The sequence below is a fragment of the Pontibacterium sinense genome (assembly GCF_015209595.1).
Classification (GTDB): domain Bacteria; phylum Pseudomonadota; class Gammaproteobacteria; order Pseudomonadales; family Balneatricaceae; genus Pontibacterium; species Pontibacterium sinense.
The window spans coordinates 226,789-250,680 of record NZ_JADEYS010000004.1 but is presented as its reverse complement, the minus strand read 5'-3'; the positions used below and the strand labels follow the sequence as shown (position 1 = coordinate 250,680).

Annotated in this window: 14 protein-coding genes; 1 reads left to right on the top strand and 13 read right to left on the bottom strand. The window is 46.7% G+C overall.

From position 1 onward, the window contains the following. Positions 1-543: IS256 family transposase (locus tag IOQ59_RS06015; protein WP_193952369.1), on the top strand; the 543-nt coding region annotated here is incomplete at its 5' end. A gap of 157 nt (positions 544-700) precedes the next feature. On the opposite strand, the gene IOQ59_RS06010 is transcribed toward IOQ59_RS06015, so the two are convergent. From IOQ59_RS06010 to IOQ59_RS05950, 13 genes are all read right to left on the bottom strand, one after another. After that, positions 701-2,551, bottom strand: a complete 1,851-nt coding sequence (locus tag IOQ59_RS06010) for a hypothetical protein (protein ID WP_193952368.1) — start codon at positions 2,549-2,551, stop codon at positions 701-703. Beyond that, a complete protein-coding gene (locus IOQ59_RS06005) occupies positions 2,551-5,136 on the bottom strand; it encodes an AAA family ATPase (RefSeq protein WP_193952367.1) in 2,586 nt (861 codons plus the stop codon). Before IOQ59_RS06005 ends, IOQ59_RS06010 begins: the two co-directional genes overlap by 1 nt. Before the next feature lie 3 nt (positions 5,137-5,139). Beyond that, the gene (locus IOQ59_RS06000) at positions 5,140-6,618 is read right to left on the bottom strand and encodes a hypothetical protein (RefSeq protein ID WP_193952366.1); all 1,479 of its coding nucleotides are present in this window, start codon (positions 6,616-6,618) and stop codon (positions 5,140-5,142) included. Then, complete coding sequence (locus IOQ59_RS05995) at positions 6,602-9,934, bottom strand: DEAD/DEAH box helicase (RefSeq protein ID WP_193952365.1); 3,333 nt, start codon at positions 9,932-9,934, stop codon at positions 6,602-6,604. Before IOQ59_RS05995 ends, IOQ59_RS06000 begins: the two co-directional genes overlap by 17 nt. A gap of 8 nt (positions 9,935-9,942) precedes the next feature. Next, entirely contained in the window at positions 9,943-11,412 is a 1,470-nt protein-coding gene (locus IOQ59_RS05990) for a protein kinase domain-containing protein (protein WP_193952364.1), read from the bottom strand. Position 11,413: 1 nt separating this feature from the next. Next, the gene (locus tag IOQ59_RS05985) at positions 11,414-12,109 is read right to left on the bottom strand and encodes a PP2C family serine/threonine-protein phosphatase (protein ID WP_193952363.1); all 696 of its coding nucleotides are present in this window, start codon (positions 12,107-12,109) and stop codon (positions 11,414-11,416) included. 1 nt (position 12,110) lies between these two features. Next, positions 12,111-12,779: a vWA domain-containing protein gene (locus tag IOQ59_RS05980; protein ID WP_193952362.1), complete on the bottom strand. Its 669-nt coding sequence runs from the start codon at positions 12,777-12,779 to the stop codon at positions 12,111-12,113. Positions 12,780-12,909: 130 nt separating this feature from the next. Further along, a complete protein-coding gene (locus IOQ59_RS05975; RefSeq protein WP_193952361.1) occupies positions 12,910-13,263 on the bottom strand; it encodes a DUF4258 domain-containing protein in 354 nt (117 codons plus the stop codon). 285 nt (positions 13,264-13,548) lie between these two features. After that, positions 13,549-14,880 carry an McrC family protein gene (locus IOQ59_RS05970; RefSeq protein ID WP_228050711.1) on the bottom strand — a complete coding sequence of 444 codons (1,332 nt, stop codon included), beginning with the start codon at positions 14,878-14,880 and terminating at the stop codon, positions 13,549-13,551. Between the two features lie 2 nt (positions 14,881-14,882). Then, the gene (locus IOQ59_RS05965; protein WP_193952359.1) at positions 14,883-17,261 is read right to left on the bottom strand and encodes an McrB family protein; all 2,379 of its coding nucleotides are present in this window, start codon (positions 17,259-17,261) and stop codon (positions 14,883-14,885) included. Between the two features lie 153 nt (positions 17,262-17,414). Beyond that, positions 17,415-20,987, bottom strand: a complete 3,573-nt coding sequence (locus IOQ59_RS05960; protein WP_193952358.1) for a DEAD/DEAH box helicase family protein — start codon at positions 20,985-20,987, stop codon at positions 17,415-17,417. Between the two features lie 37 nt (positions 20,988-21,024). Beyond that, positions 21,025-22,248, bottom strand: coding sequence for a restriction endonuclease subunit S (locus IOQ59_RS05955; RefSeq protein ID WP_228050723.1), 1,224 nt, complete (start codon positions 22,246-22,248; stop codon positions 21,025-21,027). 5 nt (positions 22,249-22,253) lie between these two features. Further along, positions 22,254-23,858 carry a type I restriction-modification system subunit M gene (locus IOQ59_RS05950; protein ID WP_193952356.1) on the bottom strand — a complete coding sequence of 535 codons (1,605 nt, stop codon included), beginning with the start codon at positions 23,856-23,858 and terminating at the stop codon, positions 22,254-22,256. Between the last annotated feature and the right edge of the window lie 34 nt (positions 23,859-23,892).

Below are 23,892 nucleotides of genomic sequence, written 5' to 3'. Positions count from 1 at the left end.
GTCAAAGACATCCTGATCGCTTGTGTTGATGGACTGAAAGGCTTTCCAGATGCAATCAATACCGCCTTCCCTGAAACGCAGATCCAGCTCTGTATCGTCCATATGGTGCGCAACTCGGTGAAGTATGTCCCGTGGAAGGACTACAAGGCTGTTACCGCTGATCTTAAGCGGATTTACCAATCAGTGACGGAAGAAGAAGCCCTGCAGGCACTGGATCAGTTTGCCGAGCGCTGGGACGATAAATATCCCCAGATCAGCCGTTCATGGCGCACCCATTGGGACAACCTGAACACCCTGTTTAACTACCCTCAGGACATTCGCAAAGCGATCTACACGACCAACGCGATTGAGTCTTTGAACAGTGTGATCCGCAAGGCGATCAAGAAACGGAAGCTGTTCCCGACGGACGATGCGGCGAGAAAGGTCGTCTATCTGGCGATCCAGGATGCCTCTAAAAAACGGACCATGCCCATCAGAAACTGGAAGGCAGCCCTGAACCGATTTATGATCGAATTTGAAGACCGCTTGGCGGATTACATTTAACCCTGGCAGTTACACAGAATTATTTACAGGGTCGGTCTGAATTACTACACCTGACCCATTCTGGAAAAATCGGCAACCGCCAGACCAAGTATGAAGTACTACTATTAAAAATCACACATAATTACTTGCAGGAAGCCGTTAGATTTTCAGTACCTCTCTAGTCAAGCCCAATGGATGCGCTCCACCTGCCATTTACACAAAATGACACATCAGTCTGATCAGTCATTTTAAAGCTGAGAATCCGCCGTGAACCATCCAAAGACGCTTCCCACTCTAACTTGCAATCGATGTTGTCGCATTGACCAATAAAGCAACGATCGTCACGTTGAGTAAAGCTCCCGCGCCGCTGGCAACAGGGGCATTGCTCAAGCTCTTTTATTATATCTACACTAGTATTCAATACTGCCAGACTTAGACTCGCATTTTCGGTTTTCAGCTGACTTCCTATTTTACCCAGCTCTTCACAGGAAGGAAGGGATACCAAGCGGCAACTCTTTGATGATAAGTACTCAAACGCTGAACTATCAGCCATCATTTTCATCACAGACTTGGGAATCAGGTCGATTTCCTGCCCATACTTCTGCGCCGTTTGCTTCAGTAGCCAAACACTGAATAGCGAAACAACCCGTTCCTCGACATAAAAATCAAGAGGCGAAAGTACCAACGGACCATCATCGGCTCCATCTATCCAAGCGGAAGGGTGAGGTACTGCATGATCGCTGTACAAACAACAGGGGATGCTGAGGTCACTGCCCTTGGTATAGCTACGGAGCCCCTCTGAAACCCAAGAGACAATAGGGACTAGCCTGATACAGGCCCCAGTCTTTTCGCTAGTAACCTCCCAATGAGACCCGTCAGAACTAACCCTTAACAAGTTTGATAATCGTGTAAGGTCAAAACTACTATCTGAGCTCTGCACTATGTTGTAACCAAGCTCTTTCAATGCCCGAAATACAACAGAGCCACAATAGTCAAAGTATGCCGCTTGCTTCCTTACATTAGCCTCAAGCGTCTCTTCAGGTGTGAGGTTATCGTTGTGATTTTCTTTGCGTAGGGTATTCCAGATTTTTGGTAGGTGCCGGTAATGCTGGTCATGTGAAAGAATATTCGTCTGCTCTACTTGACCCGCAACTTGAGCTGATTTTGGAATCAGCCGGTAGAACTTCTGTTGTATCAAACCCCTAATGCTTTGATGCTGTTTCTGGAGTTGCTTTAGAGTTTTTTCAAGGCTGTCTAAGGCCTCGAGCGCTGCACCATCATTCGTAAAGGTTTCACCCCAGATTGAATAGAGCTTTCGGCTAAGCCGATAGTTGATCTGATCTGAACCCTCTAATCTAAGTGCATCTGTCAGGTTTTTAGTTAAAGCCTCAATTTCCTGAATGCGCCTGGCTAAAAACTGCTCCAAGCGATCCAGTAGCCTCACGTAGACCCTATTCTCATAAAGGTGAAACTCATCCTCACTAACCATACCCATAATTTTGCGTGGCTGAATTCCGGTTAGCGTTCTACGCTGCCAACACTCGGAATGTGCTGCAAGATGTCTTTCGGCAGTATGAGCCAAGCGTTTGGCTCTACTGACTGGCAGTACCATTTCATCGTACCGCATGTCAAAACGAGGGCGACAACTGATTTCATGTAAGTGCCCCCTGTCAATAACATTACCCAGCAACACCTCCAGCTCGTTCAAAACTCCCTTTTCATTAAAGAGTCGAGACGGAAGTAAAGGTGACGGAAAGTGCCGCCCTTCAAAATCAATAAGTTCACTTATCTGCAGTAGCGCCAGTTCAACATTTTGCTGATCTTTATCCCCTTCGTTCATGCTGCATGCAAAGCTACAATCCTCCAGCGTAACCCGCTCGGAACCGTCTTCAGCCAAAATACTGCCGGAAGCCAACTCTGTATGGTCATTGATTCTATTGTTAGCTAATAGTTTGTATCTCGCAGCGATAAACGGAGAGGGCACGTCCCTCTCGCTTATCTTTTGTTGCGTCAACCGGTCAAAAAGCATTAGAAGTTACGCTCCATTCGCTTCTTGTCTTTAGTTATACAATCCAAAGAACCTTCAGGTACACCTGTGAGCTTGAGCGTCTTCCAAGTACTTAGTAGTGCATCTTCAATCGCATCCAAGTCACTGATGTTAATGTCAAAACGCCCCGTCACCTTACCGCGTCGGAATAGCTTGGTAGCGAGTAAATGATCAAGCCCTTCCTCCATCGTTCCGCCCGCCTCCATTACCACCGGAATAAACCGACTAGCATGACGCTCAAGGCGATTGCCCCAATTTAAATCAAGACGATCTTCCAGAGTCATTAACAGTTCGCTCTCAATCAACCCCTTGAGCAATTGATCTATACCGCCTTTATTCTTCAGGCAAGCGGTATCAAAGGCTTCAACCAGCGAATTGAAGCTGTAAAGTACATTCGGCTCGTAGGCATCAGCATTAAAGCGATCTTCATTTCTGACTAATTCCATCACATGGGAACGGTCGTATGTTTTATCCGCAAACTCATTCGTGGTTTCATCATGGTTAGCCGTACCAACAAACCAGATATTCTCCGGGACCTTTAGAACTCTCCCATCCTTAAGCAGGTGAGGTGAATTTTTCTGATCATTTTCAAGTAGGACGATCTCACGGTCCTGCGGCTGCTTTTCCATAGCGGAAAGAAAGTCAGCAAAGTACTGTTCCGGGCGTGACAGGTTCATTTCATCCAGCAGAATAATATTAATTCTGTCTTTATACTCCGGGAGCTGAGCACGATATAACGCTTGTAGAACCTCACGTTCATAATATTTCTTCTCAAACGCGTTATAGTGTCCCAGCAGATCATCTTTATCCCGCCAACCAGCCTGGACTGCGATATCTGTACAATTCCCACCCACCACTTTAGCAAAAGCCTTTGCCAAACTTGTCTTGCCAGTTCCGGACATTCCCTGAAGGATATGTAGATTACTCATAGCCAAACCACCCAGAAACAGCCGAATATCTTTTTCCCGGTAATAGAGCGGTGCTTTAGGATAAATACACGCTATGCCAAAGCGTAACTGGTCAGCAAAGCCCTTAAGTCCTGGAATAGGCTGAAGATTAACAGCCTCCCTCTTATGTTTTTTATCCATCATTGAAAGTGCAGGAAAGACCTCACTTCCTTGTTGTTTTTCAATCAGATCATCCAACTGGACTTGCAGCCCTGAAATAGCAGAATCCAGCGTTTTGTTGTGCAACTCTAATATTCTTTTTTCTTTCTCCAGGTTGTGTTTTGCAGCTGTACTTAACCTGGTTTTGTGTAATTCATTGTTGGCTTCTTCTAAATCACGACGCAGCTCTGAAAGGGTATCGCGCTGATCACCAACCAGCTCCTCCAGAGCTTCACACTTTTCTTCTAGGTCATCCTGATCTGATGTATGCAGTTTTGCTTTAAGCGCCTTATTTTTCTGTCGTAACTCTTCAAGTTCATCCTGAACGTCTTTGATATCTGCATCATCTAAAGATCGTTGAAGATCCTTAAACTGAATCAGCTCCTTTTGTAACCTTGCGAGCTTGTTCTGATCCTGTCGCCGATTATCCCGCTCCTGTTCGAGCTGACTCTGGAGGCAGATAATTTCAGAACTGAAGCCATCTTTAACTTTGCTTTCAAGCTCGCTTTCCCATTCTTGCTGTGCCCGCTTTCTAGCCTCCAAAATCAGCCGCTCTTGCAACAAGGCTTGTTGACTATGTTCCACGCTGGCTTTTTCACGCTCCAAATTCTTACGTTCAGCATTTAATAAAGCTTGCTGTTCGGAACTCTGTCGAGACCTGTCTGCCTCAAATAATTCCCTCTCACACTTTAAGTTATTCTGGTGCTCAGTTTGCTCAGATTCAATTAGCTTATACAGTTCAAGCAGCTCATGCTCCAGACTGCTTTTCAGGTCTTCGACCTGCAACAACGCCGCCTTCTGTTCAGAAACAAAACCAGCTTTAGCATCAGCTTCACGTTTACCCAACTCACGTTCTTTTTCCAGTAAGGTTCTCTCGAGTTGCCTCAGAGATTCCCAATCATTTTGCAGCTTCTGGTTATGCTCTTTTTCAAGCTCAGTAAGCGACTTCCGTTTCGCCTCCAGCGCCTCTCTCTGCATATTAACAAACCCTGCTGAGGCTTCAGACTGCAAGGTTTCAAGCTCATCCTGCCACTGGACCTGGGCTTTCATCTGTTCACTAAGGTCCAACTGCTTATCAGATAACGCAGCTTTTTCCTCTACAAGGCAATCCTGCTGGCTAACTAACTCTCGCTCCCTCTGTTCTAATTCTTCCCTGAGTTTTTCCGCTTGCATGGAAAGTTTTTCATAGTTATTTTTGGCAGTTTCATGCTCATAAATGGCCAGTTTAACTGCCTCCAGCAGATGAAGAATTTCAGTCAAAGCGGCTTCAGCCTTTTGCTTATCCTCTGTATTCGCATCTTGAAGGACTGTTATATCTGCTCCCAACGGCTTTAAGTTTTGATCGCTGGGTAGAGCAGAGTTTATTTTCTGCTTCAGCTGCTCAAGAACGCCACTATTAGCCTCTGTATTTTTCTTAGGTGGCGACGTTCTATTTCGTGAATTCCTTGATTTCTTAGACATAACTTACTTCATATTCCCTAATAAAGTTTGAATCCATTGTGAGGTGAAACGAGCACACTCAAGTGCCTGCTCTCTGTTTGATTGCTTCCCTGAAGCATGAGATACCGCATTGCGGGCATCTGCTATATCTAGAATTTTTGAGATAGCTAACTCTTCTGGCTCAAAACCAAAGAGCGGATGTGCATTTTGTGAAGGCAGAGTAAAGAGAGTCGCGGCCAACAGCGGTCGTAGTGAGCCCTTGTATTCACGGCTGGTCGCGGCATGATGAATACTGCCTGATTTCTGGGATGCCAAGTTATCCAGATCAGAATCTGCTAGGAATGCACGCCCAATTTCCTCTAAAGCGCTGCGTATATCATCCCGCTGCCAGTTGCGTTTAATGAAATGCTTATTGGCCACAGGCCAATCATCCAACATCCACTTAAAGCAGCATTCAAATACTTTTTGTGCCTGTACGATCAAATCATTACAGTCTTCAACCCGAATATCCTTATCTTCCTTGGTTTCTGACAATATCTGTTCCCGACGCAGTAAAGCACCAAGGTACATCATCAAATGAGGAATCTTATGAGCCTGGTTAAAGTGCGTAAACGCTTTAAAATCGACTTCAGCGGCCAACCGCCGGTTCATCTCTTCCCAGGTTTCCTTCTCAGGAATCTCTCCAATGAATTTACTTAATTTTCTGGCAAAACCCTGATTTTTTCGCGCTTGCATGAACACTTCTTCACGCAAAAACTCAGCCTTGGGTGTAATGGCCAAAGGATCAGTAACGGCCCAGTGCTCGGTTTGATCTTCAATCGCCCAGCAAAACACATAGGCCTTAAGCGGTTTAAACTCGATAAGATCAATTTCGTCAGCTTTAAATTCCTTCTGCCGACAATCCAGCTCACCACGTACCTTCTGATTGTGGATAGCATTGTTTCCTTGCTGAACGGCTTCCCAAAACGATCGGATGTCGGGCCTATCAGGGGTACTGACGTGACAACTCAGCACAAAAGGTTTTTCCTCCCAGCCCGTTTCCCGGTTAGCCATAAATACAGGATACCCTTCAGTTGCTGCTGGTTCCGGATCGATATAAGGCAGTGAATGAGCCACCCTCGGCCAGAGTTTCAGGCTGAATACATCCTGAAATACATACGCAGTAGTCAGACTACGACGGGCCTCCAAATCATTTTCGAGTAACCGGCAACCTTCATCCGTGAGTTGACCTTTTGAATCCAACCACCCATTAGGCTGTAATTGAGAGACGGTAATATAAAGCACCATCTCCTTCTCTATACCCATCCAGCCCGCTATCTCATCAGCATTTGATTTACCCGCCTGTATCAAACCCAAGATCGTGCGCTGAAAAAGGTTCAGATGATTGCGGCTAGCATCTGGTGCAAGCACCTCCCAGACCCACACTGGCCAAAGAAAAGACGTCCCTCGGGGAGCCCTTTTTCCTTCAAAAAAATTAAGGTAGCGATTAGTAAACCTGTCCATGAGATCCTTCACACAACTTATAGAATGCTGGTAATGATGGGGCCGCTCTCTCCGCAGCGGGATGAGTAGCCATTGCCTTGTCTCCCACCAGGATCAACAATCGGTGTTGCCGGCTCATAGCCACATTGAGACGATTATCTAATCGCAGGAATCCATAAGCTTTGGTCAGCGCATCGTCATCATCCGGGTCTATATGCCCCTGAGATGTCCGAACGATCGACAACAACACCACATCAAATTCTTTACCTTGAAAGGCATCCACTGACCCCACCCGTAACCGCTCTTTTTGCTTTCCCTGCTCATCGCTGAGAGATTGCCATTCCGGTTTAATCTGGGGCGTATTGCCTTTTCCAGCTTCCGTTAGCCCTTCAGATATCATCGCCTTAAGAATATGATTCACTTGCGCACTGTAAAAAGTAATCACTCCCACGCTCAAATCAGGGCAGCTTTTTAGTATTTGTTTCGCCTCTCTGGCTATAGCCCCGGCTTCTGCATCCCGCTGCAAACTTCCCTTGTAACGGTAACTTTTACCATGTGATACCGGCACATCAATCCAGCCACACACCTTGCCTTCGTAACCGGGGACATGGTGTTGAAAGTCACTTTCTTCCAGTCCTGGTTTGACTTCATCAAGCCCGTATCTTTCGTAGAACTGCTCACTGATAAACTTCCCTAACATCGGGTGCATTCGGAACTGGGTATCGAGCATAACAACCCGTTTTGGTTGTCCTTTATCCTCCAGCTCTTTTAAATTCTGCATCATACGCTGGAACAAGCTGGTGTTGAGCATCTCCTTATGCACCTCACTAAGTTCAAATTTTTCAGCCAGCTCATTTTCCACTTTGGGCTCAAGAAGATGTGGCAGCTGACGATGATCTCCGACAAGCACAATACGCTGTTTACCCATGGACATAGGTACCATTAAATCGAGAGGGTTAGCTCGTGCGGCCTCATCCACGATCACTGCGTTAAACTTCAGTCCATCTTGATAAGAAACCTGCTTTAAATTCGTCATTTGCTCACCTGCCGCCTGCTGGCAGGTAGCCCCTAATACCGAGGAGTATTCTGCAACAGCTTGTCTGATGGTGTCTGGTGTATGTTTCAGTGCCGAGCGATATTCATCCAACACGGTCAGATACGCTAATGAGCGGGTGGATTTAATCTGCTGCTTAATTTCATCATGTATGTCATTGAGCAGCTGGCACGACTCTGCGCTGATGACCTGTTGAACGTGGCGGGGGCGATAATCCGGCATCAGTTGATCAATTAGCACTTTCTTCAACCGCTTCAGCCTAGCAAGCTGCTCGCCACCAACCCGACCTCCATTTACAAAAAACTCAAGTAACTGCCGGTTCGGTTCAGCCAGGCTGAAACCCTGACGTTCACAACTATCCAGTAGCCGGATGCACTGAATAACACCATCGTCATCAAAAGACTTGGCTGTTGTTCGTAACGCTCTGACTCTGCAAATCAACAGTCTATTATCTGCCGCTGTAGCGGTGGACACTCCCTCCAAAAAAGCGTCCGTCCATGTTTGCCAGCGCTGTTCAACTGACGGAGACAGCCTGATCTGAAACTGCTCCTCCAGCCTATCTAAGGAACTATTGATACGTTTAATCAGCTCCTGCTTTTGCTGGAAATCCGGTTTGGAAACCCTCAAAACAGTCAGCTGCTTTTGCAAGGTTTTCATTTCAGAAAACACCGGTTCATCAGCCAACAGGGGAGTCAAACTAGCATCTAGTGCATTTACTTTTTCCCGGCACCAACCCGTTATCGGGTTTTCATTCTGATCACCGTATTTACGACGTTTGCCACCTACTTTAATGGCAGGGAGGCCAAATACATTTGATCGCTCCATCACGTTATCAACAGCATCATGCTGAAAACTCGAGACCAGCATCTGATGCTGTATGGGCTGATCCTTTTGCTCTTCTGACAAACGTACTTGTAATGCGGTGATGACCTGGGTTTTACCGGTTCCGGGCGGGCCGATAATGATAGCAACATCGGGAGTATTCATAGCGACCTTCAACGCCTCTCTCTGCTTAGGCGTTGGCTCCCCTTTAAAACGTTTACGTGCTGCGGCACTGAGCGGTCTTATCTTTTTAGGTCGCTCATAGGGTATTGCGCTCCCTTCCAGTAAGTAATGCAGTTGAGGCATAGGGTTATTACGTTGCTGAATACTGTTAACGGCCTGTTGGCGCCTTGAGCGCACAGTGCGGTCACCACGCATAGAAATGCATATCACTCCCTCTTTCGGTGGTGGTTTATCTCTATCCGCATCCAGGCGAAGTGTTACCATCCCATCATCAATATCGATAAGCTCACAAAGCCAAGGAACTCCTCCCGCTTTGCCCAAACCGGTACCTTCTAGATCTTGAGTGTGCTCTAACCAATCTGGGAGATCCCGCATCACTTCGAGCATCAGATCACCCCGTGCACTTTTCTCCTTTCCCAGCAAGATTTTCCATTTTTCAAGGAACGCTTTACCTCTTTCGGATATGACACTGAAAATCCATTCCCTCGATTGCTCTCCTTTGTCACACTCTTTGAATGACAGCGCGCCTAACTGGGTAGCCGCTTCGAGGTTCATCACCCATTCCATATCGCTGTACTGCTGCCAGAGCTGCATATAACCACCGTGGCTTCGCACCGTTTCTTCCAGTGCGTGCCGATGAATCGGATTACTAAGCTGACCGGCAACGGATGCATCAACAAATTTTATATCACCTGTTAACAACCTTAGTGCAGCTCCACTGCGCCGGGAGCGGGAGAGCTTAGTCAGCGTCCAGTAACCATCCAGCTCATCCAGAGTCGCTATCCATTCTCGGCCGCGAATCTCCAGCGTCCCCTCTTGACTGCCAGCATAAACTGATACAAAAAGCCGTGGCTGATCATCCCCTTCCAAGATGAACTCATCAGTCAACCACTTCGAGGCAGCCTCGATAGAGTCATCGGCAATTTCATTACTCTTTCTAAGCACCTGTGCATTTCGAGTACTGATACCAATATCAATATTGAGCACTGTCGGCGCATCTGCAATCTCGACACTGCGTATATAAAAGCGCCCTTTCTTAATAGATGTCAGCGTCCATAAAGCCTGTGCTCTAGTGATTTTAAAGCGCAGATCTTCGGCAGATTGAGTAGGCTTTACCTTTAAATTCTGATCGTTCTGAAACAGATAAAAATAACCGCCTTCTTCTGTTACCGTTATTTCATCGCCAATAGACCAGGCCTTAGTGTCTATCCGTTGTTTATCACAACTGGATAACTGTATGGCCCGCGGAGCCAGGCCTGAAAATGTCCCTAACTTCATACCACCTCCTACCAGACAAATTTCCAGACCGGGTGGGAACTGTAACCCGCCTCATCCTTGTGACGCAGATGAAGCGCATATTCCTCACCAGCACGACTTTCATTTTTTAAGCGCTGCAACCTGTCCAGCACGTATGCTTTTCCATCTCGTTTCCGCTGTAACTCAACATAGCCATCAGGGGCCGGCACAATAAAAACACCATCGCCACGAAGTATGATGGAACAGATTATCGGAGACTCGCTATACAGCTCCGTGCCTAAAGGCGCTAGGTGAAAATCAGTTTTTTGGTCAAGATTCAGTAGCTGTACCGAGGGGGTAGATATCCAGGGAGATTCACCTGAAAGGGCGTCTTCATTGTAGAAATAATGGTGCAAACACAGATGAGAACGCTCAGGTTGCACGGTTTCACAAAAAGGACATTCAAGAGCCGTATTGTAAATAAATGTAGCACCACACTCTGTTTTGTTACTACACACCAGTGTTGAACCAGATGCTTCATCTAAGGCGTCAGCCCATGTACTCATATCCGGGCGTTCGGATAAGCAGTCACGCCCAACGCTGAAACACCGATTGAACAATTTCCTTAGCTTTTGAGTGGTGACAACTTCCCAAGGTAATCCATTTCCAGGTATCCAAGCATTGCTGTCATCACCTTCATCGTAAATCCAGGGAAGCTCACCGCGCTCAGATTTTTCCTGAGCCCTTTCCATCTCACCATCATCCAATTCAGCATCTTCCATGACCAAACCAGAATTATAAGGATGGCAATGCGCAAGCAGTTGCAGCGCAATCACGGCAAAGCTCCAGCAGTCGGTGGACATATTCACACCAGATTCCTCCCGCATAATTTCGGGAGCCCCATAACCTGGCGTGTGATAGTCCCCGTAACCACCACGCTCGCTAACACAAATATTGTCGCAATCGATCAACCACAGTTGATGATGTTCTGTCGATTCGGAAATAAAGATATTGGCCGGAGATAGATCACCGTACGCCAACCCTCTGGCATGGAGATTGGCCATGGTTCGGGCCAACTCTTTAAGCAGTAATAATCGCCGCTTGAGGCCACCCGTCTGGTTATACCCTTCCAACGGGGTATCTTCGTTTTCAGCTAATGCAAGATGCGCCTTTTCCAAGGACTGCGTTAATGGTTCCAGACCATCCATCAACTCCATCACATAACCATTTTGGCTAGCAGGCTTAGTAATCACCTCAACCGGGCGGGCAATGTTTAGTCCATCCAAATCCTGCTGCATTAACCATCTAACGTGACGTAACCAAGACTTTCGCTTTTCCAGGACTTTTTCTGTCTGAATTTTCACCAGTACACCAGGCATATCCGTCGCGCAAACAACACCCTGCCCACCCTGCCCAATTTTAGCTTTTAGGGTGTAAACCGTGCCCTTACGGTCTGCAACTTTACGATTTCCCACTTTTTTCTTTTGAGTACTCGCCTGTACCTTCGCTTCTTCTGTCATCTTACATCCTGTAAATCAGCGCGATTGTCTTATCGTCAGAATGAGACGGAGTAGGCCAAGACTCCAACTCATTAGTTATCCACTGTTTTCCATAGCGCCGCCCCATATGCCTCATCTTCATGATCACCTCAGGAACAAATGTATCCATTTGTTCAAGATCATCACTAATACCATCGGTCATCAGCGCTAAGCCTTGTTTCGGCTTCGTTAACCAAATTGTGCGACAGACCCAATCACTGTACTTACGCGATACCCCTAGGCCCGTCGTCTCGTTACCAAAGGTATTTTCAGAACGTCCTGACAGCAAACCACGTCCATCATTAGCCTGATATAGAACCGCACCGTCCCCTAGCTGTAGCAATCGTGTTTCGCCTGTATTTTTACCCCAAGCAATCAGACTGGTAGCAACGGCATCGTTCGCTGCAATAGAACCGAGAAGAGCCAACCAGTTTTTGTAAATGCAGTGAATAAGCTCCCGATCGGGTACGTCAAATGGCAACGCCTTTACCGCCATCAACACCGCCTTACAAACAGATCGGGAGCCAATATCTGAATGAGGCCTGGATCCCATTCCATCACTGACAACCGCTAACCAACCCGTCCTCCAGCGACGGGTGAGAACCGCATCCTGATTGGACAGGTTTTGAACAATATGACCGGGGCCCCGGACAGAGGCCGCCTGTAAATAAAATCCCACTCTAGAAATCCAAATCTAATTCATCATCTTCTGGGATCTCATCGTAGGTAATAGCAACTGGTTGATTAGGCGTCGTGCTACGCGAACGACTGGTAACACTCATACTCACAGCCCGGAAGAACTTAATAATGTCCTGTGCATTACTGGCTCTAAACAATGGCGCCTCCAGATCGTTGATGAAGTCATTCATCATCACTTCATCAGCATCGCTGCCAATGGCCATCGCCATGCGCGTTGCCTTTTGTGCTCGTTCAGCACTGCAGAACGCACTGAACTGCCCCTCCCAGTCGTCAGTTGGATGGCCATCGGAAATCAGCACAATTACCGGACGGTATGCACGTGAAGAAATTTTCTCTTTATCTTCAATAAGCTCTTTAGCAATAGTCAGCGCCTCCCCCATAGGTGTGCCACCAGTTGCGTAAAAGTCTTCAAAATGGGTGATTTGATGAGCAGGGGTTAAAGCAAGGTGTGTCTCAGCGTTCCCGCCAAAAGTGATAACCGAAAGGTGTATCTCAGCATTTAGTCGACTCTCTTCGGCAAAGCTGGCAATCATTCCGCGAATTGCCTGATTCATAGCATCAACTTTTCCGTCGACGCTCATGCTTCCCGAGGTATCAGCCAAGATAATAACCGGAATTGGACGCGCACTCTTAGCCGCAAATTTTTTCATGTTTATCTATGTCCTTATAAAGTTTTGAATATATAGATTGTTTAAGTCTATTCATGCCAGTTCCAGAGCGGCCGTTTTTCGAGTACAAATGACAGAAAGTGATACCACTTATTACTCTCATCACCGTGAATCAGTGTAAGCCTCTCTCACGACGACTCGTGGGACGAATCTGGCGAAAATTTCTATTTCGGTAGACGGTCAAAATTCTATTTGAGATCTCATCCACAACCACCTGAATATTTTCCAACGCTCTAACATCGATACCCGCATGACTAAAGCGTTCTACATCTTTATGACCGACTACATAAAAACGAGCTCTACGACTATGAATAACCCTGCCATGCTGCAACACCGATTGAACCTCCCCCAGGTTAATTGATCGTTGCGACATCCGTGTCTGGGCATGGTGAGACAACTCAAAGTGTTCATCATTATCCGTTTTATCGGCTTGGGTAAGATTGGTGTCAACAATGACGTCTCTCATAATATTTATCCCAGCAGTGATATTTACTACCACTATTGCAGATAGCGTGCCACCTACAAAAAATAAAATTATCCATTTAATATCAATCAGTTAACAAAATAAAAATAAAACAAAAGACAACCAACCAATACAAAAAATTACCCAAAGATAAATAAATTTACCCCACAAGATCGTTACCTAGTCCCTTATCTACCTCCCATCCCCAGACACCCAGTACCTGAGTACCTGAGTACCTGAGTACCTGAGTACCTAGTCTTGTACTCAGTCCTAATGAGTAACGCCATGTCAACTTAACTCATCCTGAAAAATCCATTCAGGGGCATCCCCCGAAGGCAGACAAAAATGATCGTCGTCCAGGCAAAATGGGATAACGTGCAAACTCAGGTATTTATCATAATGAAATACCGGTAACGGTTGACTTAAGCGCCCATGCTTTGGGTAAACCAAATAAACGCATCCGGTGCCCCCCAGATATTTCTGACCATAGGCATAAAGTTGGTATATATCTGCCTGACTCAGGCCATAAGTTTTTTCATCGTTACCCGCCACATGATTTTTATTCTGATCAAGTAACTTCCATTTACAGTCCAGCACTGCAACCGGCTTAGCTCTGGTCCTAATTAAAAGGTCCGGCCGAAGCTGAAATAGACTTTTGTCATTATGTGAATCGATAAGATAACGACTAGCCGCCTGCTCCCTCAGCTGAAACCCGGTAGCCAACTGTCGCTCAAGTACACGCGCTACATACTTCTCGAACAGATCGTTCATAGGAAATAAAAAGGACTGGCCAAAATGGGCGCCCGCAAGCGTAAATGGCGTTTGTTCATTTAGAATAAATTCGCACCATGGCTTACACGCCCGGTAGTGCTGCATATTTCTATCTAGCTGCCATCGACTAAAATCGTTGCGGTATTGACTGGACGCAGGAATGTCATCAAAAACAAACAACAATTCACGGGCAAGGCGCTGATTCTCCAACGACTGACTCCAACGTAACACCTGCTTAAGCGAAGAATGAAGCAGTCGGTTCTCCGGCCTGTCAGGCAGAAAGTCATCGTACTCGACCTGAAAATGATGCTGCCGTCCTGGTGGCTGGCGCAGCTGAGCCGCTATTTGTAACCGTCCACGCAAATAGGTGGTTTCATCTCGCTGGCTGCGGTAGTCAGCGCGAATACCACGCCTGACTAACTGCTTAACCTCTAACAGAAAGTGGCCAATCAAAACTTCCGGTAAGGGCTGTTTAAATAACTGGAGATGAGCGCGCTCAAACTCGCGCATATTAAGGCCATACACCCGGTTAAGCATTTTTATTAACAAGCGACGGCCACACAACAAACTGGCCTCATCAGAGTGTTCACTGTGCTTAGGAAGAATCTCGATATGCGTACCACAAGGTGTGGTTACCGACCCCACGTAGTTAAGCACCTGCAAGTGCAAATGCCCATCTGCCTTTCGGGGCCGAACAAGCTGTTTATGCTCGCCGTCACCACAGGCCTCAGTAAGCAGCCAGTCCCAAGCTGAAGCCGGTATCACCTGCCTATTGAGATCAGTGCTTATAGAGGATGGCAAGCCCTCCCTAGCCAGCAAGCCATATTCTCGTATGACAAAACCAGTCATACTTAATTATCCGCCTTGGCTGCCGTATCACTGGCCGGCGAATATATACCGATATAAGCATCAGCATTTTTTAGCGCTTCCGAATTAAGTTTCCACACTGACTGGATATTAGTATCCGCTTTCCAATTTGCCCCCATCAAACGCCGCATCGTTTGGTCAGTGTGCCGCTGGACAATAAATTGAAGATGTTTTTTATTCTTAAGGTGATCGCCCAGTACACGGTGGATTATTGCCCAATCTTCAAAGAAATATTCTTCCAAAAGCGGGATAATTTGCGTCTTAAAGATAGTAGCCAGGTCATCAATACCGGAACTTGAGGACAGCCCCATAAAATAGCTATGACCAATGGTATGATCCCGGTCATAAAACAGCTCTATACGCTGGTTGATCGTTTTCAGAAGAAGACGAACATCAATACCTGCAACGACCACGCCTCTTAGTTGGTGCATATCGGGCATCACTTCAACAAACTGAAACCGGCGGCGCAGGGCAATATCAATTTTCGCCAAACTGGTATCGGCGGTATTCATTGTGCCTATTACATGCAGGTTAGCGGGTATCGAAAACTCCTCTTTGCTATAAGGTAGTGTTACCGACAAAGCCTCTGCCTGCCCCTTACGCTTACCAGGCTCCAGCAATGTAATTAACTCACCGAAAATTCTGGAAATATTACCTCGGTTAATCTCATCGATAATTAACACATGAGGAGAAGCCTCAACTGAATCGCTGGTTACACCTTTGTCGATGTTATAGGTATCATATACATACTTTGCTATGGACTTCACATAGCTTCCACAATAAAGATTTTCAGGTATCTCACCGAGGGCAACCTTCTTTACATGGTCAATATTGGCAGGCAGCTCACGCTGTTCCATCGAAGCCTCTGGCAAACAACTAAATGTTTTACCGCCACGATATGACACAGAGAATCGTTTACCTGTAGCTGTCAATAATCGAAGAGGTTCCTCCGAACACAGCTCTTTAACCTGAGCAATAGCCTCATCAAGCCCGCCTGAATACCTCACTGGGTCAGCTCGCTCACAAATTTTCTTAAAGAGCCCATCTTCAACTGAGTAACTAATCTGGCCGCCATTACTTTCTGCCTTTAATCCCTCGACAAAATCCTCATAGCTAAAACTCTGATGAAAAGTAGTAAATACAATTTGTCCTGCCTGAAGCAACTGATCAAAACGACCCTTCAGGGTCAACCTAACCTCATTAGCCGGCAGAGCTGACTCAGACAGGGATTTGACCAGCGCCGGGTCTGCTATGCTCACCGCCTTTTCAATGGTGCTGTAAGTCTTACCTGTACCAGGGGGGCCGTAGAGTATTTGATTTATCCCAGTTAAACCCGAAGAGGGCTTAATCACGGAACCGGATATAGTCGGGGGATAGATAAGAGCGGTCTGAACATTAGTACCGGGCTCTGGCGCACCATCAAGAAGGTATTCCTTCAGTGAATAAACAAACGTATTTACCAGAAAATCATCTTCCTCCTCTAAGCCGCACATTCTAATATCTTTCATAACTCCGGCATTTAAATCAAACCAATTTCCTGAACTATCAACATTAGCCCCATACTTCTTTTCGTTCCATTTAGATATGAAATTTTGCAGATGACTAAGATTTAAAATAGTACACAATAGATCGGGAGCGCAGGCACAGAAAAATCGATTAATGACGCCATGTTTTACTGACGTAAACAGACCACCCTCCTTTGCCTTTTTTGCCCACTTAATAATTTCTTTATAGGTTTCAGCTGAAGGGTTATTTATTATTTTTCGACTAATATCCGGTAATTGCTTCTTGAGGTTAGTAAATTCATGGGTGCTAAGCATTCCCGGCTGAACACCTGAAATACCATTACTTGCTGACCGCCAATAGTTCTCAAGAAAGTCATCCGCCGTAAAATCAAACGTACCTACATCAATTTCAGAACATGACTGGCAGCGATTTCGATAGGAATTGATCCATTCAGTACGAGGGTTACTCTTATATTGAGTAAAAAGCCTGATCAGCTCACTGTTTTCATCTGCAATAATTTTTATATCCATACCCATCTCTCTGGCACGGAGAATAAAACCATTGATATTACCCCTTCCCCACTGATTGCTGACGTAGAATTTTTGTCCATCAACATCAAGCACCGGATCGCTTAAGAAATATCGTTTTTCTACATCTATCGATTTCTCAAGCTTGGTTTGATAAGCAACCTCATCCAAAACAACATCTTTTGCATTGGAAATATCCAAAAAATTTTCGCGTATATCTAAGTATGAAAAACCCGATTGATTAGCATATTCCCTAACCACGTTAAGAACCAACGGCCCTTTTCCATACGTTTTCCCATTAAACTGATACTGCGTATTATCCCTTGGCACCGTACTATCACTCCATAATCAACGGGCTTAAACAAAAACATGCCTATCTCTACTGCTTGAGAGTTTTCCCGACACTCAGTTCCGGCATACCCCCCTTTGGGAAGCCTATACCTAAGCGGGTATTTACTACGAACCAGTTATCTAAAATAAGGGCTAAGCCACACTCTCTGCCATAGCATTAGCATTCACCTTCCGAATGCGGCTAAATAGCTCAACCACCTTATCTTCGTCAAAGAAGCCGTAAGCACTTTCAGAGTGATCATCGGTAAACGGCGGCTCAAAGATATGTCCCATATCCAGAATGCCGTTATCCATCAGATGATCGATCACCTTATTGACGAAGTTGATCTGCTCAGCGTTATAGATACCCTCATCCAGGAAATCACTGAAGGCTTCTTTGGCGGCTTGCATATCCAGCCCCACCAGCTGCCTGATAAAGCTGCCCAGTGGCTTATCTTCAAGGACTTTTTCACGATACGCCTCAACATCAGACATACCGCTGACATCCAGCAACAAGCCTTCCAGCACATCCAGATCAGATTGGGTAATCGGCTTGTTACGTTTCAGCTTTTGGATGGTGATTTGGTCTTGATGTTCTTTGATATAGAGCTCGGTTTTCTTCCGGTATTGGGCCAGATCGATACCCGGTGAGGCATAAACACCCGTGACATCACGTATACCCGTGATCTCATCTTCGAAATCGGTATACACCACCTCTTTCTGCTCTTTATCCAGCGCAAACATCAGATTACGCAGGCGACGGCGCATATCCTCCAAGGTGCTGACATGCACATCCTGCCAGAATGCGATGGTTTGCACGGACTGAATCAGCTCCAGTTGTGCCAATACATCAGGAATGGTGGTTTTCGCCTCCAACTGTTGAGCAAACTCCATCACCCGTGTTCGGCTCGCGTCTGGAATCATCCCTTTTTCCAGCTGTGCCAGTTGCATAGTCAGTACAATATTGTCGAAGCGATTCGCCAGGTTGTTCACCTGCTCATCTTCATTGAACGCCTGCGCTTCAGTCGGCAGCTGTGAGATCTGGTTTTCCAGCTCCGTGTGTTTGGTATCATCAATATCATCCCAGTGGGGGCGCTGTAGAAAAGGTTCCACCGCTTTGCGCTTTGGACGGACGATAAAGTTATCCAGATTCATCCCGCTCACCTGATGGTGCAGCATATCCAACTGATAGCCATTCAATGTGGTGAGCAGCTCACAATCCTCTGGATGCTCCTGCCGATACTTCGCGTCGCGCAGCCGCCCATTAAGCAAAGTACTTAAACGCACCCGCTTTTCGAACACCTGCTGTGTCACTGGTTTCGCAATATGAGTGGGCACACCGTTAGGGTTGGCATCAAAAAATTCAAAGTTCTGACAGTAATCAAACACCTTAAAAGTGGTTTTATCGTCCCGAGGCCCAAACAGGTTGGGACATAAACGCGTGCCGCGACCGATCATCTGGGTGAACTTCACCTTGGATTGCACCACTTTAAACAACACCAGATTAACCACTTCCGGCACATCAATACCGGTATCCAGCATATCAACCGAGATCGCAATCCTGAGTGCCGGATTCTCCTGATCAAAATCCTTGCCATCATCTTCACTAAACGCATCAATCAAGCTTTGGGCATAAGAGTTCTTATAGGTGATAACTTGTGCCAGCTTTCCTTTCCACTTGGGGTAGTTCTTGTCGAACATCTTTTGTAGAAATTCAGCATGGTCGTTGTTCGCCGCAAAAATGATCGTTTTACCGATCACATCTCCGCCTTCCACATGAATACCACCGTGCTCATCTTTACCCAGCAGCTGGGCAAACATCTTCTCGGCGGTGTCTTCGTTGAACAGGAACTTATTCAATTCAGACGGCAGCACCTCATCCCGCCCTTCCAGCTCAGATTTAGCTTCCCACTCCGCCTGCTCTGCCTTACTCAGTTTGTTGTACTGAATACCTTCACGGATAAATTGAGTTGCGACGGATATTTTGGTCGGCGGTACCAGATAATGTTCGGCGTACGCACTTTCATCTTCATACGCATAGGTGGGCATACCATCTTGCAGATCAAAGATATCGTAGGTGTTCTTTTCCACTTCATCTTTAGGAGTGGCGGTTAAACCCACCAGCAGGCCATCGAAGTACTCAAATATCTGCCGGTATTTGGCATAAACCGAGCGATGCGCCTCATCCACCACAATCAGGTCAAAATACCCGACGCCAAACGGACGCTCGTCGGCGGGCCGATCAAGCAGGTTTTTCATGGTGGGATAGGTAGAGAAGTAGAGCCGATTTTTCAGGCTGTCTTTCTGCAAGCCTGAATCCAGAATCGTGCAGCTGATACGTGGCAGCTGTTTGACGAAGTTCTTTTTCGCCTGCGTTAACAGTGCATTGCGATCCGCCAGAAAGAGGATATTTTTGATCCAGTCATGTTTAACCAGCAGATCTACCAGACTGATCACAGTGCGGGTTTTACCGGTGCCGGTTGCCATGACCAACAGGGCTTTACGCTCCCGCTCCTGCTCGAAGTGCTGCAAAATATGGGTGATCGCCGCCTTCTGGTAATGACGGTTGGTAATATCGTCGTTGATTTTGGCGCTGAGGCTACCGGATTCAGGCGCAAAAAACGGCTGGCGATCATGTCGCCGCTTAATCATCAACGCCAGCTCTGCCTGCGTGTAAAAACCCTGCACGCTGCGCGGCGGATACTGGCAGTCATCCCAAAGGCGGGTTTCATAGCCATTGCTGTAAAAGATGATCGGGCGGACGCCACACTGTTTTTCTAAACAATCGGCGTAGAGTTTCGCCTGATGCTGCCCATCTTCCGGGCTACGTTGCGTACGTTTCGCTTCTACCACCGCTAAGGCGGTACCATCATCCCCCCAAAGCACATAATCCACATAGCCGTTGCCGTTAGGATTTGCCTTGGAGATTGACATACCGGTGACGTTGTATTCCCGGTCACGCTCTTTATCCAGCGGCCAGCCTGCTTCATGCAGCAGCGCATCAATCAGGTAGTGACGGGTTTCCGCTTCGTTATAGTCGTGTTTGTCTTCACTGGCTTGTGCGGTTTGTTTGATTTGTTCTATCTGCGCCAGCAGTGCTTCGTTTTGCGCGCGCTGCTCAGCGTTTTCCTTTAAGAGTCTCTCATGTTCTTCGCGCTTAGCCTGATCGGCGTTGGCTAACTTTTCCTCCAGCGCCTTAACCTTTTCAATGCTCTTAATGGCCTGCTGGGCCAGCTCAAGTTCGAGTTCGACGCGTTGCGGAATCAGGGCCTCATCAAAGGCAGGAATGCTGAATTCACTGCGCAGTATGCCCGCGGGCAGCGGCATATAGGTGCGGACAAACCAGTACAACACATGGTGCAGATCTTTCACACTTTGCAGGGCAGCACGTTGCGGCGGCGGTTTTTTATCGTGCACCGCCGCATTACCGATCTGGATAATCAGTTTGAGCTTGGCGAACAGTCCATGCTTCAGGTTCTGCTTAAAGTCCTTATCGTGGATCAGGCTCATCAAGGTAGTATCGTGGCGCGGACGCTGGAGCCAGTTATCGATATCAAAGACGGTTTCGACCATCAGCTCCAGACAGTTGCGGGCATAAAAGGCACTGACACGCGGATCGCGTTTAATCGCCACTTCCGCCTCTTGCGCCCGAACCAATAACTCATCACAAGCGGGTAATTCCACCGCCATTTGAGAGAGAAATACAAAATTGGATTGCTGAGCCATAAAACCGTCCTTAGTTTCTGATCACGATAGCTGTTGTTTAAGCGACCTGTTGAGCGGGGTTTAGGTTAAGTTCACCTTTGAAGGCACGTTGCATGAGGGAAGAGAAACCATCACTAACTAGGACTTTCATTGACTTATTCATCAACTTTTCTGCTCTCAGCTTAAGGTATATCTCTTCGTACTTCTCTTGAACATCCTTTGGCGGAAGGATTACCTCAAGAGTTTTCAGTTTGCCCTTAGATATATTTTTCATTGAGCCTCCAGAACCGCTAGCAAGCTTACTAATTTCTGCTCGCATACCAATATTCGTTAAAAGCTGCCATACAAAAACTGATGAGATATTCTCTTCATCAACCCAAACAAGCCGCCATAACTTATCTGGCAAAACTAAACCTGAAAACTCGTCAAAAACCATCGTCGTTGCACCAACCAACTCTGTCGTATTTGCTCGACTAAACAACAGATCATTTTTTCGTACAAAATGCTCTTCAGGCGGCTCATAGTCATTTGGCAACGGTTTAACCTCCTGAGACTTAAACTCTCCAGAAGTAACTGCACTAATTTTTAGAACCTTATTCCTATATTCAGTGCTATCGTCATCTGCCGCTACCAGACTCTTACCCCCAACATAATCAGAAACGATGGTAGACAGAGGCACTTTATCCCATCCTTTCGGATTGTTCACTGGATCACCAAACATATCAATAAAGACAGACTGGGCGAGGTTGTTTAGCTCCTGCTCCATCTGCTGGCAGTCTTTACGCAGTTGATCGGCTTTTTCTAAGACCGCGGCAATCTGCTTTTGGGTTTCTAGTGGGGGGAGTGGGATTCTACTCTCCTTAATCACCTTATCAGTTACGGCAGGATAGTTAGCACCCGTAGCTTTCCTAACCATATCTGATATGAACTGAGCGGACTGCACCCAAAACTTCAGATAGTTAGGACAAAGTGTTTTGTTATTCGCTCGTAATACACTGTATCCCGTTGAGGCTGTAGCACCGTCCAACTCATCTGGAACCATCGCTACACCATTAAGATTTGGCCTGACGGTTGAAACCAATACATCATCCCGCTGGACTAACTGTCTCGCGCGACTTGGAGCCTCTGACGGAAGTAAATTGAGAACTGCTGAAACATCTACGTTCTTGTCATTTTTATCGACAGAACTTAGATCTATATATTTAAACCAGTTTTGGAGGTCCGAACTCTTGGGGTTCCAGGTTTTTACTTTTTCGACATGTTCCCCTATTGGAAAAGACATTAAACTCACAACAATCCCTCCAATTCTTTCACACCCGCCGCCATCTTATTCTGCAACGCCTTAATCCGCGTCAGAATCTCCTTCGGGCTGTCGTACTGAATCTCTTCATACACCACTTCTTTATAGCGATTCAAACTCAGGTCAAAATCGTTACTTTCGATATCCGCCACCGGCACCATAAAACTCTGCTCGGTACGCTTACGTGAGTATTCTGGACCGTCTGGATTAACCCGCCCGTTATCCGTCAGGCTTTGATAGCGGCTGATAATATCGCTGATATTGCTCTGTTTATGGGTGGGGGTTTCACCCTCTTTACAGAGCTGAGTGCGTTTATCATCCAGCGAATAACCGTCGGCCTGCATATCGTAAAACCAGACGTTATCGGTGCCGCCGGAGTTGGTTTTGGTAAAGATCAGAATCGCGGTACTGACACCCGCGTAAGGCTTAAATACACCGGAAGGCAGCGAGATCACCGCTTCCAGTTTCTGGCCTTCAACGATCTTCTGCCGAATCGCTTTATGGGATTTGGTGGAACCAAAAAGTACACCATCCGGCACAATCACCGCTGCACGGCCACCGACTTTGAGCATCCGCAGTATCAACGCCAGAAACAGCAGCTCGGACTTTTCGGTCGGTTTCTTTTTCTTCACCTCAACCTGTATTTCGTTGCCATCTTCATCAAGCTCGATTTTAAAGGTGGGCTTAGGTTTTTTGGTGACGGGGCTTTTACCCAAGGCGCGCAGCAGATCCGGCGCGACAATATCGAAATCCACAGAGCCTTTAAATGGCGGGTTGGCCAATATCAGGTTGAAGGCTTCGCTGATATTGTCGTCGCCCTGATCTTGCAGGCTGTCGCGGTAGTGCACGGCAGGGTTTTCAATCCCATGCAGCAGCATGTTCATAGCACCGATGCGCAACATATGTTTATCGAAATCGTAACCGGTAAACATATCGTTGTTAAAACGCACGCGGTTCACCGGCTGGTTAATCTCCTTGCTGTGATGCGTCTCGACATACTCTACGGCAGCCATTAGGAAGCCACAGGTGCCCGAAGAAGGGTCACAGATCGTGTCGCCCGGCTTAGGCTGCATCAGCTCAACCATCATGCCGATGATATTACGTGGGGTACGGAACTGACCGTTCACACCCGACTGTTGTAGCTTACTTAACAGGTATTCGTACAGATCACCTTTGGTGTCTTTGTCGTTCATATCAATGGCGCTGAGTAACTGCACCACCTGATCCAGTAGCTTGGCAGACGGGATCATAAAGATCGCGTCTTTCATATGCTCAGCAAAACTACCCTCTGCCTGTAGTGTTTTGATCTTAGGAAAGACTTTGTTCTGTACGATATCCAGCATCACGTCTGGATCTTTATCTTTGAAGTTGTTCCAGCGCAGCGTTTGCTCATCCGGGCCAAAGGTCGGATCTTTCAGCGGCAGGCCAGTTGCCTGTGATCGGCGTTCTGCGGTACGTTGCAGCTCGTCCAAACGGCGAATAAAAAGCAGGTAGGAAATTTGTTCGATAACTGAGATCGGATTGGCCACGCCTCCCGTCCAGAACATCTCCCATACCTGATCGATCTGACCGCGAATTTTACCTGTTAGCATCTGTTTCTTATACCTTATCTGCTGAACAGCTTGT